A 14,560-nucleotide genomic window follows, 5' to 3' on the forward strand; every position below is an offset into this window, starting at 1 on the left:
TATGAGTTTTAAGATTTTAGATAAACTTTGGGATCAGTATATTGAAACTAATTCACATGTTAAGCAAGTTTATGATTCTTTTGTGGCTGAGGGTGAAAAGCCTGTCAATGATCATATAGCATTAAGAACGTTAGATAATCCAAAAATAGATATAAATGTGCTATCAAAGCCCTTTATAGATATTGGCTATAAGGTATGTGGACATTATGACTTTGACGTCAAGCGATTAAAAGCTATTCATCTTGAACATAGTGATCGTAATCAGCCTAAAGTGTTTATTAGTAAGCTTCTAGTTAGTGAATTTAGCCCATTCTTACAAAAAACGATGGAAGCTTGTGTAGAAGGTATACCTAATAGTTTACTGAAGAATCCTGAGGCTTTGTTAACATCAGGTGCAAGTTGGAGCTTTATAAGTTACAAAACTTATCAAAAACTTCTTGAAGAGTCTGAATATGCCGCTTGGTTTTATGCTTTTGGTTTTAGAGCGAATCATTTTACTGTCTTTATTAACGATTTGAAAAAATTTAGCGAAGTTTCTGAAGTTAATGATTTTCTAAAATTGAATGGCTTTGTATTGAATAGCTCAGGTGGAGAAATCAAAGGAACACCAGCAGATTATTTAGAACAATCAAGTACAATCTCAGGCAACTCTGAAGTTAAATTTATAGAGGGGTGGAAAGAAATTCCTTGTTGTTACTATGAGTTTGCAAAACGCTATCCTGATCAAAGTGGTAAGTTATATCAAGGTTTTGTAGCCAAATCAGCAGATAAGATATTTGAAAGTACTAATGCTAAATAATCTATTTATAGTTTTTTGAAATTATCTCACTAATCTTGGTAAATAAGTCCTCATAGATAGAGCTTTTACGCATAACTAAATCAATCTCTCTGTAAAAATCTCTATTATCAATATCAATATATTTAACATTTTCAGTTTTTATGCGTGCTGTTTCGGGAATTAGTGTAATGCCCTCATCAATGGATACCATTTGTCTTAATGTTTCTAAGCTACTACCTTTGAAATCATTATTATTAAAATCTTTTAATGAGCAGAGTTTTAAAGTTTGATCTCTCAGACAATGTCCTTCATCTAATAGCATAAGATTTTGCTTAACTATTTCAGTTATGCAAATTTTTTTGCTTTTTGCTATGGGATTAGTCTTTGCTACAGCTACGTAGAATTTATCATTAAAGACTTTTTTTCTTTTAAACTGATAGTTATCGGTAGGAGTCGCCAAAAGAGCAAAGTCGATCTTACCTTGATCAAGCATACTTACAAGAGTATCAGTTTTTTCTTCGATTATGGATATACTCAGATTAGGGAAATCTTTCTTGATAGCAGGTAGTATTTTTGGCATTAAATACGGACATAATGTTGGAAATGCTCCTATTGAGATACTTATTTTTCCATTATTTAAGTGCAGTTCTGATATTTTTTTTAAGTTTTTTACTTCATCTAGAATCTTATAGGCTTGATTAACTATTTTCATACCGGCTTTTGTTATAAGTACTTGTTTTGTACCTCTTTCAAAGATTTGTATACCTATAAGCTCTTCAAATTTTTTTATTTGCATACTAAGAGCTGGTTGACTGACAAAGCATTTTTCTGACGCTGTAATAAAGCTTTTAGTTTCATATACAGAAATGATATATTCAAGAGTACGAGTATTCATATAAGTAAATCTTATAGCTAGTATAAATATAATATATTTTAAATTATTTATTAAAGCAATACAATAACAGTGTAACTTAACAAAACACAAGGAGTTAGACATGACTAAAAGAGTACCTAATGTAACTTTTAAGACTAGAGTAAGAGATGAAAGTATTGGTGGATCAAACCCATTTAGATGGCAAGATGTTTCATCTGCTGATATTTTTGATAACAAAAGAGTAATTGTTTTTTCATTACCTGGAGCGTTTACTCCGACTTGTTCTACTTATCAATTACCTGGATTTGAGAATAATGCGGCTAGATTTAAAGAGCTGGGAATAGATGAAATTTATGTTTTATCTGTAAATGATAGCTTTGTAATGAATAAGTGGATACAAGCACTAGATGTTAAAAATATTAAACCAATTCCTGATGGTAATGGTGAATTTACGGAAGGTTTGGATATGCTTGTAGATAAATCAAATCTTGGCTTTGGTAAGAGATCTTGGAGATATGCGATGATTGTTAATAATCACGAAATCGAAAAGTTGTTTGTAGAGCCTGGTAAGCGTGATAACGCTGAAGATGATCCTTATGGTGAGTCTTCTCCTGAAAATCTTCTAAAATACTTAGAAGCTAAATAGTAATAAGTGGAGTCTCAAATGAGCAAAAAAATAGTTCTAATAGGTGCAAGCGGAGTAATAGGATCAGCGACTTATGATAAGTTCATTAGCACTGGTTATGAAGTTATTCCTGCAACATTCAGTGGAAGTAATGGTTCACACCGTATTGATATAGAAGATATAGAATCTATCAAGAATTTCTTTGAAAAAGTAGGTTCTTTTGATGCTTTAGTATCTACTACTGGTAAAGTAGCTTTTAAAGCTGTTGATGATTTAACTCAAGAAGACTGGAACTTCAGTTTTAAAAATAAGCTACTTGGACAAATCAACCTAGTGCAAATTGGTGCAAACTATATCAATAAGGGTGGTTCATTTACATTGACTACTGGGATATTGAATGTTGAACCAATTGCTTTAGGTGCTGTGGCAGCTACAGTAAATGCTGCAGTAGAAGGGTTTGTAAAAGCAGCAACTCTTGAGTATAAGGACTTCCGTATAAATACTGTTAGTCCAACTGTAGTCAAAGAAGCATTAGCAAAATATGGACCATTCATTGTGGGCTATGAACCTGTAGAAGCAGAAAAAGTAGCTAACGCATATCTTAAGTCAGTAGCAGGTATTGCTAGTGGCAGTGTTATAAAAGCTGGTTATTAATTTTTTTATCAAAAAACCATTCTAGACTTAAAGTTCTTAACAATATTGACCAATTCTATTCATATATATACTATTTCATTAAGTGCCTATTTTAATAATGCGTTCGATATGTATTGCTGCGCTTAATAATGATTGATATTTATTTCAATGAGGAGAGAACATGAATAAGATACTAACTACAGCAAATGGTGCTCCAGTACCTAATGATAATACAAGTATTAGTGCAGGTAAAAATGGTTCGCTAACATTTGATAATTTTAGATTATTTGAAAAACTAGCTCATTTTAATCGTGAGAGAATCCCTGAACGTGTAGTACATGCACGTGGAACAGGAGCGTACGGTACGTTCACTCTTGAAAAAGACTTATCAGATTTGACAGTAGCTGATTTTTTAAGAGATCAGAATAAACAGACTGATGTTTTTGTACGATTTTCTACTGTTGGTGGAGGTCAAGATTCTAGTGATTATGTTAGAGATGTGCGTGGTGCAGCTATCAAATTTTATACCAAGCAAGGTAATTTTGATATTGTAGGAAATAACACACCAGTATTTTTCATAAGAGATCCTAATAAATTCCCAGATTTTGTACACTCACAAAAAAAGAATCCTCAAACTAACCTACCAGATCCTACGGCCCAGTTTGAATTTTGGTCAAGAAACCCACAATCTTTGCATCAAATGACAATATTGATGTCTGATAGAGGTATCCCAAAGAACTATAGGCATATGCATTTATTTAGCTCTCATACACTTAGCTTTTATAATCAAGAAGGTAGCCGTTTTTGGGTTAAGTGGCATTTTAAAACACAACAAGGAATTAAAAATCTCACAAATGAAGAAGCATCTAGGCAGCCAAGCTATGGAGCTCAAAAAGATTTGTTTGATGCTATAGCAAGTGGAAACTATCCAAAATGGGATGTTAAGTTGCAAATTATGACTGAAGAGCAAGCGAAACAATTTAGTATAAATCCTTTCGATTTAACTAAGGTTTGGTCACATAAAGATTTCCCACTTCAAAAAATAGGTGTTTTAGAGTTAAACCGTAATGTTAATAATTATTTTGCTGAAGTAGAACAAGCTACTTTCGCTCCTAATAACTTGGTGCCTGGTGTTGGAGTATCTCCAGATAAGATGTTACAAGCTAGACTACTAGCTTATCAAGATGCTCATAGATATCGAGTCGGTGTAAATGCAAGTCATATACCTGTAAATGCTTCAAAATGTCCAATGCATAATTATCAGCGTGATGGAGCAATGGCTGGTACAGCTCTTAATGTATCACAGAATGAAATGCCTAATTTTTATCCAAATGCGCATTCTGATTCTCCTTCAGATGCTAAACAATATATAGAGCCACCTATAGAAATAGAGGGTTATATTGATTATTATGATGCACAAGGTGAAGATAACTATTCACAAGCTGGAGATCTTTTTAGATTAATGAGCGAATCTCAACAGCAACAGTTAGCTAATAATATTGCAGAAGGATTGATACATGCTAGTCAAGATATCCAAGAAATAATGCTTGACCAGTTTGCTCAAGCTGATAAAAAATACAGAAAAAAGGTTGAAGAAGCTCTTCAAAATATCTAAATAATATTTATTTCTTATTCATTTTCCATAATAAGCTACTAATGTAAGCCCGTCTATTTTCTTTACAAGCGACCATTAGTAATTTAGTAATTTTTAGATTATGCGCATCAGAAAATAAAATAATCAGCATTTCTCTAATATAGTTAGTATCTAAAGTAATGTAGTTATCCGTACCAATACCTAGTTTGATACCTTTTTTCTCCCACCAGCTGAAAGGGTGGTCTTTGTAGTCTGGGATGGCTGTAGTTAATTTGAGGTTAGAAGAAGGAAGACCAACAACACCAATATTTTTACTGATAATTCTATTTAGAACATCATGTTGATATCTTTCTATTTCAATAGCTGTATGGAATTTTATTTTTGTAAATTCTAAAATTTCATCAGAATTTAGTTTTATTCCATTTGTGATTTTATCTCTAATTGAAGAGTTATTTTCATTCCAATGAATTTCTTGTATTTCACGATATTCCATAGATTTGTCATCAAGAGGCTGAGAGTTCTTATTAAGTTTTAGAACCTTTTGTAGCAATCTTTGAAAGTAGTAGTTTGGATTAATACCTATTGACAGGCCATGCTCTAGCGTATCAATATTCCAAATATTTAGAGCATTATCAACTGCTTGCACGCCTTTCTTTAGTGTGTGGAAAGTCTCTCCATGATGTGAGCGAATTTTAAAACCATAATATTGTAGTTTTCTAATTCCTTGTTTTAATGTTTCAAAATGGACTTTTTTGTAGATATTTTTTTCATCACCAACAGTATCTATATCCTTCATCACATTCTGTAGAAATGGATACTTTTCTAATATATCGATTAGACAATTTACTTGGTATTCAAAACTTTCTTTTTTTGTTTTAAACTTTGTAGCATCAAAAAAATTAGCTTCTTTTCTAAATGATGGAGAAAGCACATAACCAAAATCTGGATATTCTTCTTTGAATTTTTCAAAACCTTCATAAAGTCCAAGAACTACATCTTCTTCTGTTGCTAAGTCCTCATTTAAAATCGCTTCTTTTTCATCACTTGTAGAGCGTGATAGTGTGAATTTAAGCCTAATACTTCCAACATTATATTTATGATATAGTTCACTAGCCATGTGATAAGCGGCATCTATATGATCTTGTTTTGTATTGAGAATAATTTTTGCAAGATATAAAAGATCTAAATATCTTGAGAATTTTTCACCATCTTTTAAAACTATAAGTTTTTCAACATCTTCTACAGAATTTATTGGTAGTGCATTTTCGCCATAGATATTTACTATTTTTTGGCTATAGATATTACCATTTTTACCATCTAAAAGTTTCTTGAGGCGCGGATAAATAAACTCTGCTGAGAGAGAGCCTGTTAGGTGGATATGCTCTTCATGATATTTAAGAGGAAAACTCTTTAAAAAGTCATAAAATGCTATACCAATAGGGTGATTTAGTAAGTCTTCTATATCTAGCTCATCATTATTAAATAATTTGAGTTTTTTTATAAAATCTTGAAGACATTGCGATTCATGCTCATCTAGATTCTCATAACTTAGTAGTTCAAGAGTATTAAATATTGATAAACCATTTGTTTCAATAATTATTTTATTTAACTTTTTATTTAGAGAATTAATTTCAGACATTGATTAATTTGGTTAAAATCTTTTTTAATCGTGTAATTATAAAGTTATTTTTATCTATGATAAAGTAGAATTATTAGCAGTGTTTAGTTTGAGTGGAGTTAGCCCAATGAAAATAAATTTAAAAGATATCAACCTTGAAGCATTTAAACCAGGAATTTCTAAAAAGTTATTAGCTAAAGATGAATTCAAGAAACTTTCAAATAGATTTTATTAGATTAGAGCCAAATGCAAAATTAAGCCAACATAGTCATCCAGATGTTGAATGGGTATATGTTATAGATGGTTCTATGAGTGATGAAAGAGGAGAGTTTAGCAAGGGTGATTTTTTTATCAATCCTATTAACTCACAACATTCTGTTGTTTCAGGAGCTAATGGTTGTGATATTTTATGTTGTTGGTGTGGAGAAATTAAAGATTGTTAATATGACTTAAAACTTTTTGGAAAACTTCTTCGATAGATAGGTTGCTAGTATCAACTAAAATAGCATCATCAGCAGGCTTCAAAGGAGCTACTTTTCTATTTCTGTCTTGAAAATCTCTTTGTTCAATATCATTTTTGATTTTATTAAAATCAGGGTTTTCACCTTTTGTCAGTAGCTCATCATATCTTCTTTGGGCTCTAACTTCTGAACTAGCATCTAAGAAGAATTTGTATTTAGCATCAGGGAAAACGACTGTACCCATATCTCTACCATCTGCTACAAGTCCAGCAGCAGTTGCAAAAGAGAGCATTTTATCATGTAACATTTGGCGTACTTTTGGATATGCAGAAGTTTTTGATGCTAGCATCCCAGTTTGTTCAGTACGGATAGCTTTAGTCACATCAGCATTATTTAGAAGGACTATTATAGAATCATTTTGAACTTTAAACAATATATCTAGTAATTCAAGCTTACTACAAACATCATCTTCATTATCTAAATTAGCGCCAGTATTGAAGCAGTGTAATGCAGCTATTCTGTATATTGCGCCACTATCCAAAAGTTTATAGTCAAAGTGCTTTGCTAATTTTTTTGATAATGTTCCTTTACCGACACCACTTGGTCCATCTACAGTTATTATTTTAGAATTGTTCATTTTCAAAACCTTGCATAAATTGTACTAATTTTTCAACATCTTCTAGACTAACAGCATTATAAAGACTAGCTCTACAGCCACCGAAACTTCGATGTCCTTTTAAGCCATAAAAGCCAGCTTTACTAGCCTCATTTAGAAATTTATCAGTTAGTTCTTCATTTGGTAGATGAAATATAATATTCATGTTAGAGCGATATTCTAGCTTAATTTCATTTTTGAAAATCTTTGAATTATCAATAGCTGAGTAGAGTAGATTTGCTTTTTGGTTATTGAAAGTTTCTACATTCTTCAAATTATCAAATTTGTTAATTAAATATTCTAGTGTCAACTCAAAAGTAACCCATGAGATAACAGAAGGAGTATTGTAAACTGAATTTGATTTTTTGGTAACTAGATAGTCAAATACTACTGGAATATTATCTTTTGCTTTAATTAAAGAATCTTTGACGATAACTATAGTTAAGCCTGGTATACCAGCATTTTTCTGCGCACCAGCATATATCAAACCGTAATCACTAATATTGATAGGCTTTGATAGAAAGCTTGATGACATATCACAAACTATTTCTGTATTGCAAGACTTGGCAAGTTTGTTAATCTGAAAACCATCTACAGTCTCATTGTCTGTATAATATATATAATCGTATGTATCTGCTTGGAAACTTTGAGCAATATTATTATCATACTTCACAGCATCTACAGACGTAAATTTAGTAGCTTCCTTGGCAGCTTTTTCTGACCATTGCCCACTACATACATATAATGCTCTATTATACTTATCTGATAAATTCATAGGTATAGCAGCAAATTGTGCCGTAGCTCCAGCTTGCATCAGAAGCACAGAGTAGTTATCCGGAATATTAAGTAAACTTCTGAGATTTTTTTGAATAGAGGCGTGTACTTCATCAAAAACTTTATCACGATGTGAAATAGACAATAAAGATACACCTGTATTTTTATAATCAACCATCATTTGTTGCAACTGTTCTATTATAGATGTAGGCACAACAGCAGGGCCTGCACAAAAATTAATTTTCATAATCTAAAAAAACCTCTAATAATTTGAGCTTATTGTAACATAATTATTTTTCACATAAATGATATGTTTTTTACTTGTAAACACTATTTAATCCAATCTCTTGGCTTTATATATTCATATACTTTTTCTTCTTCAGAACCAGGCTCAGGTTGCCAGTTATACTTCCAAGTAGCCATAGGTGGCATTGATGATAGTATTGATTCTGTGCGTCCACCACTTTGAAGGCCAAATATTGTACCTCTATCGAAGACTAGATTAAATTCGACATATCTACCACGACGGTAAAGTTGAAAATCTTTATGCTTTTGTGAATATTCGATATTTTTTCTTTTTTCTACTATTGGTATATAAGCATCTAAGTATGAATTTGCACAATCAGCCACAAATTTAAAACATTCATCAAAAGATTTGTCATTTAAATCATCAAAAAACAAACCTCCAACGCCTCTACATTCATCACGATGTTTGAGATAAAAGTATTCATCACACCATTTTTTAAAACTAGAATAATAGCTAGCGTCATGTTTATCGCAAACATTTTTTGCAGTTTGGTGCCAATGAATAGCATCTTCTTCAAAAGGGTAGTAAGGGGTTAGATCAAAACCACCACCAAACCACCATATAGGATTATCTGTATCAGCACCAGCAACGAAGATTCTAAAGTTAGCATGAGATGTTGGCACAAAAGGATTACGAGGATGAATAACTAACGAAACACCTGTGGCAATAAATGATTTACCAGCAAGTTCTTGTCTTTTTGCGGTAGCAGATGGTGGTAAAGCATCTCCGTGTACTCTAGAGAATGCAACGACGCCTTTTTCAAAAATTTCGCCCCCTTCTATAATCATAGAGTTACCATAGCCTTTGAGTTTTTGTTCAGGAGTGTTTGGCTTTTGCCATTTATCACTAATGAATTTAGCTGAGCTAGTTTCAGATTGCTCAAGAGTAAATGTGATTTTTCGTTGTAGTTGAGTTAAAAAGTTCTCAAATTGTGTGATTTTTTCTTGCATAAGAGTTATAGCCTTTTATGTTGAGAATTTTATCTTAAAAGAAATATTTAAATATATTATATTTTAACAGTAGGAATATAAAATTGCTTGTAAAAAAAATGATTTGAATTTTGATTGTTTATAAGTAGAAGTTAAATTTTACTTTTTGCTTTTTTACGAGCCATTTCTTTTGCTTGTTGTTTTTGTTGTTTGTTCAATTTTGCTAATTTTTTGGCATCATCACCAACATGTGAAAATCCTCTTTCAGCAGCTAGTTGAGATTGTTTTTCACGTTCTGCAAAGCGTGCTTTTTGCTCTTCTGTAACTTTATCATAACAATGATGACAACTTATACCCTTAACATATTCTGGGCGTTTTTTGTCTTCTTCGGTTATAGGCATACGACAAGCAAAACATTGATCATAGTTACCTTTCTCAAGATCATGATTTACAGCCACTCTTGAGTCAAATACAAAACATTCACCTTCCCACATGGATTCTTCTTTAGGTACTTCCTCTAGATATTTTAAGATACCACCTTGTAAGTGATAAACCTCATCAAAACCTTTAGCTTTCATTAAAGCTGTAGATTTCTCACATCTAATACCGCCAGTACAAAACATAGCTACTTTTTTGTGCTTTTTAGGATCTAGGTTTTTATCGACATATTCTGGAAATTCTCTAAAAGTCTCTGTATTTGGATTGATAGCATTTTTGAATGTACCTATTTCGATCTCATAATCATTACGAGTATCTACAAGTATAGTCTCTGGATCAGATATAAGAGCATTCCAATCTTTAGGCTCTACATACTTTCCGCAGACTTTATTTGGATCAATTTCTTCGATACCAAGAGTTACAATCTCTTTTTTAAGTTTTACTTTTGAACGATAGAAAGGCATTTCTTGATGATAAGACTCTTTGTAGTCAATATCAGCTAATCTAGAATCAGATTTTAGATATGCTAATAACGCATTTACACCTTCACGAGGTCCTGCTACTGTCCCATTAATACCTTCATTAGCAAGAAGTAGTGTACCTTTGACATTATTTTTTATCATGGTATCAAGCAGGGGCTGGCGCATAGCTTCATAATCTTCAAGCGTTACAAATTTGTACATTGCGCAAACAACTATTTGTGACATATTTATTCCTAGAAATTTATAATTAATATAATTAAAGATTTGCTATTATAACAAATATTATAATTTTTGTTAGAATGAGTTAATAATTGTGTCATCTCATAAATATAGTATTTGGCTAATACCAGCACAGAAATATCTCTTAGCTCTAGCTAGATGTATCAACTATAATTCTTATATTGCTAGACAGCCATCATTTATACCTCATTTAACATTATTTAGCTCTGCTAAAAATATTGTTGAAGATTTTGGGTATTGGGCGTGTCAGCTTGATTATCAGAATATCTCATTAGATATTGATAATATAGTTATAGATAGAGATTCTTATTTCATGAACTATTATCTCAAATTATCAAAAACTATACAGCTAGATAATCTTTTTGCTAGTGCAAGAAAATTAGATAGAGAATGTGAATATAATTTAGATCCTCATGTTAGCTTAGTGTATGGCGCTACTAATTATGACAAGCTTTTGGAATATCAATTTTCTAAAAAAATTATCTTTGATAAAATAGCTATAATCAAATATTTCCCAGCAGATACAGCAACAACAGTCATGAGTTTTGAGATAGTTAAATCATATAAACTATTAAATTTGTAGTTTAATAGTTTTACTTTATGATTAGATGTTTTATTATTTTGAGACAGTTTTATTATATTTAATCGTTTTTTATGTTTTTTAAAAACCTTACAGCATTCAAAATTACTGATATTAATATAGATATTTTTGAAGATTCGATGAATAAACTCGCATTTATTCCTTGTAGTAATTCTCAGAAATCTTCGAGAGGTTTTACAAACCCATTTATAAAAGATGAACAATGCCTTTTTAAGTTTAATCATTTAGCTGCATTTTGTTTACTTACTGAAGAAAAAATCCTTCCTGCTCAAGTTATCAACCAACAAGCACAAGAATATATTCAAGAGTTAGAGCTCACTAGATATGTGAGTAAAAAAGAAAAAACACAAATAAAAGAGGATATGGAGCAAAAGCTACTACCTCTAGCATTTAGTAAGTTTAGAAAGATTCACGGCTATTTGGATCTGACTAATAACTATCTAATAATTGATAGTGTTTCAGAAAAACAGATTACAGAAGTTTTAGATCTATTGCATAGATGTGAAGCAAGGTTTGAGCCTGTCATTAAAGAAGAAACAGATATTCTAACAGAGTGGCTTGTCGAAGATACTTATCCAGTAGATATTGAAATAGCAGAAAAATGTAAGCTAACAAGTGCTATAGGAGATAGTATTGCAAATATCTCATGTCAAGGTAGCTCGATGTTGAATGATAATATCAAATCATTTATTGATAGTGGAGGGTACATTACGGAGCTAGGTATAACTTGGAAAGAGCAGCTTGCTATGACAGCAAATACTAAGTTACAGTTTAAAAGTATTAAATTCTTAGATGGTATAAAAGATCTAAATAAAGAAGATAATGTTGGTCATGAAGTTGATTTATTACTAATGGCAGATATTTTTGCTGAGCTTATTACAGCTATGCAAAGTTGGATCAAAGAAGATGAGAGTTTGTAAGTATGACATTAAATGATAATCAATTAAAAGCATACGAATATGGTCTAGCACATCACCCAAGTTTAAAAGAAGGGTGCAAAATTTTTCTAGAAAAAGATTTTTTGAAAATTCAGCTGACTGAAAATGACGCTACGATAGAAAAAATATTCAAACATGATAATACTAAAGCAGGCTTAGTAGCATTGCTAAAAAGTAATGAAGTTAAAAACTTATTAGGTTTTGATTTTTCAAATTTGATATCGATTATGTGTATTCGATAGTTGAGATAAACTACTGGTACTCGCAACTGGATTCGAACCAGTGACCCCTACCATGTCAAGGTAGTACTCTAACCAACTGAGCTATGCGAGTATTTAGAATAGATATTATAATTTTATATCTTATAAAATCAATAGATTTTCGCTTATTAATTGTTATTTATTCTAATTAATATATCATTTAACACATATTTTATATTTTATAATTTCTTATGCAAAATTTTACATTTTTCGCTAGCTGTGCAAAGGGTATCGAGCTTTTATTAAAAGATGAGCTAGATGCGTTAGGCATATCATCATCTGAAAAACTTGCTGGAGTTGAGTTTGAGGGATCTTTTGAAGATGCCTACAAAGTTTGTATTTACTCTCATCTAGCAAGCCAAGTTATGCTAAAAATAACTACTCAAAAAGTTACAGATCAGCAAGCTTTATATGATTTTATATCATCAATAAATTGGTTAGATTACTTTGATGTTAACACAGCTTTTAAAATCATAATCTCAGGTAAGCATTATGATTTCAATAATACTATGTTTGTTTCGCAAAAAACAAAAGATGCTATAGTCGATCAGTTTCGTAGAGAAACTAATGAACGACCAAATATTGATACTGATAATCCAGATAATATCATTAAACTTCACTTACATAAGCAGTATGTGAATGTGTTTTTATGCTTAAATATAGAGAGTTTACATAAGCGTAGTTATAGACAGTTCCAAGGTCAAGCACCTCTAAAAGAATCTTTAGCAGCAGCGATACTTATCAAAGCAGGGTGGTTAGATGAGCTTAAAAGAGAACAGCCTATATTGATTGATCCAATGTGTGGCTCTGGGACTATTCTTATTGAAGCTGCTCTTATGGCAAAAAATATAGCTCCTGTGTTGTTAAATAAAGAATTTAAGCTATTCAATTCAAAGCTTCATGATGAAGACTTATGGAGTAACTTATTAGAAATAGCAAAAAAAGCTCAAAAGCCAACAAATGCAATTATTCAAGGCTATGATATTGATAACAATGTTTTAGATAAGGCTGATAGAAACATTTATCAAGCTGGTGTTGAAGATGCTGTTAATATTAAGCGACAAGATATCCGTGATCTTGAGAATGAGTTTGATAGTGAGGGCTTGATAGTTACAAATCCTCCTTATGGTGAGCGTTTATACGGTGATCAGCTTGATGAACTTTTAGACATATTTAATGGTTTCGGTGATAGATTATCTCAAGACTTTTATGGTTGGAAAGTTGCGATTTTGACAAGTTTCGGTGAGTCAATTAAAGAAATGCAGCTACGTACTACTAAGAAGAATAAATTCTATAATGGCGCTATTGAAACAGTATTGTATCAGTTTGATATAAATGAGCATGCAAGATTTAAACATGAAAGCCAGCTTGAGAAAAATATTCGTATAGCTGAAGCAAGTGCACAAAAGTCAGATGAGCATGTAGATTTTTCTAACAAGTTAAAGAAGAATCTTAAAAACCTAAAACCATGGTTAAAGCAGTCAGGAGTAGAATGTTATCGTTTGTATGATGCTGATATTCCAACTTTTGCTGTAGCTGTTGATATATATGGCGAGCATGTGTTTTTACAAGAGTATCGTGCCGATGCTACTATTGATCAAAATATGGCTAAACAAAGATTCTATCAAGCTATATATCAGATACATAAAACTCTAGGTATTCAATACGAGAATATACATACAAGAGTTCGTCAACGTCAAAAAGGCAAAGAGCAGTATCAAAAAAATAATGACAAAAATAACTTTCATGTTATTAATGAATTTGATGCTAAATTTTATGTGAATTTTGATGATTATTTAGATACTGGTGTTTTCTTAGACCATCGTAAGATCAGACAACTTGTAGCAAAAGCTTCAAAAAATAAGACTTTATTGAATTTATTTAGTTATACATGTACAGCTAGTGTTCATGCTACTTTAAAGGGAGCAAAAACTACAAGTGTAGATATGTCTAATACTTATCTTGAGTGGGGTAAGAATAATTTTGAATTAAATAATTTAGATATTAAAAAGCATAATTTTATTCAGGCAGATTGTATTAGCTGGTTAAAATCCAACAGTGAGAAGTTTGATGTGATATTTTTAGATCCGCCAACATTTTCAAACTCTAAACGTATGGATGATATTCTTGATATTCAAAGAGATCATGAGTTACTTATAAATTTAGCTATGGACTCTCTCAAAAAAGATGGAGTCTTATATTTCTCTAATAATTATCGTCGCTTCAAAATGTCATCAGAGATAATTGCTAAATTTGACTGTGAAAATATTGATAAGAAATGTTTATCAAGAGATTTTTTATCTAACAAAAATATCCATAATTGTTGGGAAATTAAATACAAGAAATAAAAATT

At 31.3% G+C, this 14,560-nt stretch carries 15 protein-coding genes and 1 tRNA gene; 9 read left to right on the forward strand and 7 right to left on the reverse strand.

Annotated elements, in window-relative coordinates; all coding sequences use genetic code 11:
• The first annotated feature begins 1 nt into the window (after window position 1).
• On the forward strand, window positions 2-799 hold the full coding sequence (locus F7308_RS06415) for a DUF1338 domain-containing protein (protein ID WP_013923042.1): 798 nt from the start codon (window positions 2-4) through the stop codon (window positions 797-799).
• Window position 800: 1 nt separating this feature from the next.
• Here the strand turns inward: F7308_RS06415 and oxyR are convergent, their stop codons facing one another.
• Complete coding sequence (oxyR, locus tag F7308_RS06420) at window positions 801-1,673, reverse strand: oxidative stress transcriptional regulator OxyR (RefSeq protein ID WP_013923043.1); 873 nt, start codon at window positions 1,671-1,673, stop codon at window positions 801-803.
• A 100-nt stretch (window positions 1,674-1,773) separates the two neighbouring features.
• On the opposite strand from oxyR, the gene F7308_RS06425 reads away from it, so the two are divergent.
• From F7308_RS06425 to F7308_RS06435, 3 genes are all read left to right on the forward strand, one after another.
• Window positions 1,774-2,298 carry a peroxiredoxin gene (locus tag F7308_RS06425; protein WP_013923044.1) on the forward strand — a complete coding sequence of 175 codons (525 nt, stop codon included), beginning with the start codon at window positions 1,774-1,776 and terminating at the stop codon, window positions 2,296-2,298.
• 18 nt (window positions 2,299-2,316) lie between these two features.
• Window positions 2,317-2,931: a short chain dehydrogenase gene (locus F7308_RS06430; RefSeq protein ID WP_013923045.1), complete on the forward strand. Its 615-nt coding sequence runs from the start codon at window positions 2,317-2,319 to the stop codon at window positions 2,929-2,931.
• A gap of 160 nt (window positions 2,932-3,091) precedes the next feature.
• Window positions 3,092-4,525 (forward strand): catalase, encoded by a 1,434-nt coding sequence (locus F7308_RS06435; RefSeq protein ID WP_013923046.1) that lies wholly within the window; start codon window positions 3,092-3,094, stop codon window positions 4,523-4,525.
• Window positions 4,526-4,532: 7 nt separating this feature from the next.
• Here the strand turns inward: F7308_RS06435 and F7308_RS06440 are convergent, their stop codons facing one another.
• Window positions 4,533-6,143, reverse strand: a complete 1,611-nt coding sequence (locus F7308_RS06440; protein ID WP_013923047.1) for an amidohydrolase family protein — start codon at window positions 6,141-6,143, stop codon at window positions 4,533-4,535.
• Between the two features lie 179 nt (window positions 6,144-6,322).
• On the opposite strand from F7308_RS06440, the gene F7308_RS06445 reads away from it, so the two are divergent.
• Window positions 6,323-6,565 (forward strand): cupin domain-containing protein, encoded by a 243-nt coding sequence (locus tag F7308_RS06445; protein ID WP_232215340.1) that lies wholly within the window; start codon window positions 6,323-6,325, stop codon window positions 6,563-6,565.
• Here F7308_RS06445 and cmk read toward each other — a convergent pair.
• The 4 genes from cmk to trhO all read right to left on the reverse strand — a co-directional run bounded on the left by cmk (window position 6,552) and on the right by trhO (window position 10,393).
• On the reverse strand, window positions 6,552-7,220 hold the full coding sequence (gene cmk, locus F7308_RS06450) for a (d)CMP kinase (RefSeq protein ID WP_013923049.1): 669 nt from the start codon (window positions 7,218-7,220) through the stop codon (window positions 6,552-6,554). The genes F7308_RS06445 and cmk overlap by 14 nt on opposite strands.
• Window positions 7,207-8,259 carry a 3-phosphoserine/phosphohydroxythreonine transaminase gene (serC, locus tag F7308_RS06455; RefSeq protein ID WP_013923050.1) on the reverse strand — a complete coding sequence of 351 codons (1,053 nt, stop codon included), beginning with the start codon at window positions 8,257-8,259 and terminating at the stop codon, window positions 7,207-7,209. Before serC ends, cmk begins: the two co-directional genes overlap by 14 nt.
• Window positions 8,260-8,342: 83 nt before the next feature.
• Window positions 8,343-9,269 carry an oxygen-dependent coproporphyrinogen oxidase gene (gene hemF, locus F7308_RS06460; protein ID WP_013923051.1) on the reverse strand — a complete coding sequence of 309 codons (927 nt, stop codon included), beginning with the start codon at window positions 9,267-9,269 and terminating at the stop codon, window positions 8,343-8,345.
• A gap of 131 nt (window positions 9,270-9,400) precedes the next feature.
• A complete protein-coding gene (gene trhO / locus F7308_RS06465; RefSeq protein WP_013923052.1) occupies window positions 9,401-10,393 on the reverse strand; it encodes an oxygen-dependent tRNA uridine(34) hydroxylase TrhO in 993 nt (330 codons plus the stop codon).
• 88 nt (window positions 10,394-10,481) lie between these two features.
• Here trhO and F7308_RS06470 point away from each other — a divergent pair, with 88 nt between their 5' ends.
• The 3 genes from F7308_RS06470 to F7308_RS06480 all read left to right on the forward strand — a co-directional run bounded on the left by F7308_RS06470 (window position 10,482) and on the right by F7308_RS06480 (window position 12,189).
• Window positions 10,482-10,991, forward strand: a complete 510-nt coding sequence (locus F7308_RS06470) for a hypothetical protein (RefSeq protein WP_013923053.1) — start codon at window positions 10,482-10,484, stop codon at window positions 10,989-10,991.
• 71 nt (window positions 10,992-11,062) lie between these two features.
• Window positions 11,063-11,929, forward strand: coding sequence for a recombination-associated protein RdgC (locus tag F7308_RS06475; protein WP_013923054.1), 867 nt, complete (start codon window positions 11,063-11,065; stop codon window positions 11,927-11,929).
• A 2-nt stretch (window positions 11,930-11,931) separates the two neighbouring features.
• Window positions 11,932-12,189, forward strand: a complete 258-nt coding sequence (locus F7308_RS06480; protein ID WP_013923055.1) for a hypothetical protein — start codon at window positions 11,932-11,934, stop codon at window positions 12,187-12,189.
• A gap of 14 nt (window positions 12,190-12,203) precedes the next feature.
• Here F7308_RS06480 and F7308_RS06485 read toward each other — a convergent pair.
• A tRNA-Val gene (locus tag F7308_RS06485) sits at window positions 12,204-12,280 on the reverse strand.
• A 118-nt stretch (window positions 12,281-12,398) separates the two neighbouring features.
• On the opposite strand from F7308_RS06485, the gene rlmKL reads away from it, so the two are divergent.
• Entirely contained in the window at window positions 12,399-14,555 is a 2,157-nt protein-coding gene (gene rlmKL, locus F7308_RS06490; RefSeq protein WP_013923056.1) for a bifunctional 23S rRNA (guanine(2069)-N(7))-methyltransferase RlmK/23S rRNA (guanine(2445)-N(2))-methyltransferase RlmL, read from the forward strand.
• Window positions 14,556-14,560: the final 5 nt, after the last annotated feature.

It is taken from the genome of Francisella salina (assembly GCF_000219045.1).
Taxonomy (GTDB): domain Bacteria; phylum Pseudomonadota; class Gammaproteobacteria; order Francisellales; family Francisellaceae; genus Francisella; species Francisella salimarina.

Excerpts from the sequence above, each read along its gene's own strand:
- F7308_RS06480 (WP_013923055.1), top strand. The coding sequence starts at position 11,932 with ATGACATTAAATGATAATCAATTAAAAGCATACGAATATGGTCTAGCA.
- F7308_RS06430 (WP_013923045.1), top strand. The coding sequence starts at position 2,317 with ATGAGCAAAAAAATAGTTCTAATAGGTGCAAGCGGAGTAATAGGATCA.
- F7308_RS06475 (WP_013923054.1), top strand. The coding sequence starts at position 11,063 with ATGTTTTTTAAAAACCTTACAGCATTCAAAATTACTGATATTAATATA.
- serC (WP_013923050.1), bottom strand. The coding sequence starts at position 8,259 with ATGAAAATTAATTTTTGTGCAGGCCCTGCTGTTGTGCCTACATCTATA.
- F7308_RS06440 (WP_013923047.1), bottom strand. The coding sequence starts at position 6,143 with ATGTCTGAAATTAATTCTCTAAATAAAAAGTTAAATAAAATAATTATT.
- hemF (WP_013923051.1), bottom strand. The coding sequence starts at position 9,269 with ATGCAAGAAAAAATCACACAATTTGAGAACTTTTTAACTCAACTACAA.
- F7308_RS06415 (WP_013923042.1), top strand. The coding sequence starts at position 2 with ATGAGTTTTAAGATTTTAGATAAACTTTGGGATCAGTATATTGAAACT.
- F7308_RS06435 (WP_013923046.1), top strand. The coding sequence starts at position 3,092 with ATGAATAAGATACTAACTACAGCAAATGGTGCTCCAGTACCTAATGAT.
- trhO (WP_013923052.1), bottom strand. The coding sequence starts at position 10,393 with ATGTCACAAATAGTTGTTTGCGCAATGTACAAATTTGTAACGCTTGAA.
- cmk (WP_013923049.1), bottom strand. The coding sequence starts at position 7,220 with ATGAACAATTCTAAAATAATAACTGTAGATGGACCAAGTGGTGTCGGT.
- rlmKL (WP_013923056.1), top strand. The coding sequence starts at position 12,399 with ATGCAAAATTTTACATTTTTCGCTAGCTGTGCAAAGGGTATCGAGCTT.
- oxyR (WP_013923043.1), bottom strand. The coding sequence starts at position 1,673 with ATGAATACTCGTACTCTTGAATATATCATTTCTGTATATGAAACTAAA.
- F7308_RS06445 (WP_232215340.1), top strand. The coding sequence starts at position 6,323 with ATGAATTCAAGAAACTTTCAAATAGATTTTATTAGATTAGAGCCAAAT.
- F7308_RS06425 (WP_013923044.1), top strand. The coding sequence starts at position 1,774 with ATGACTAAAAGAGTACCTAATGTAACTTTTAAGACTAGAGTAAGAGAT.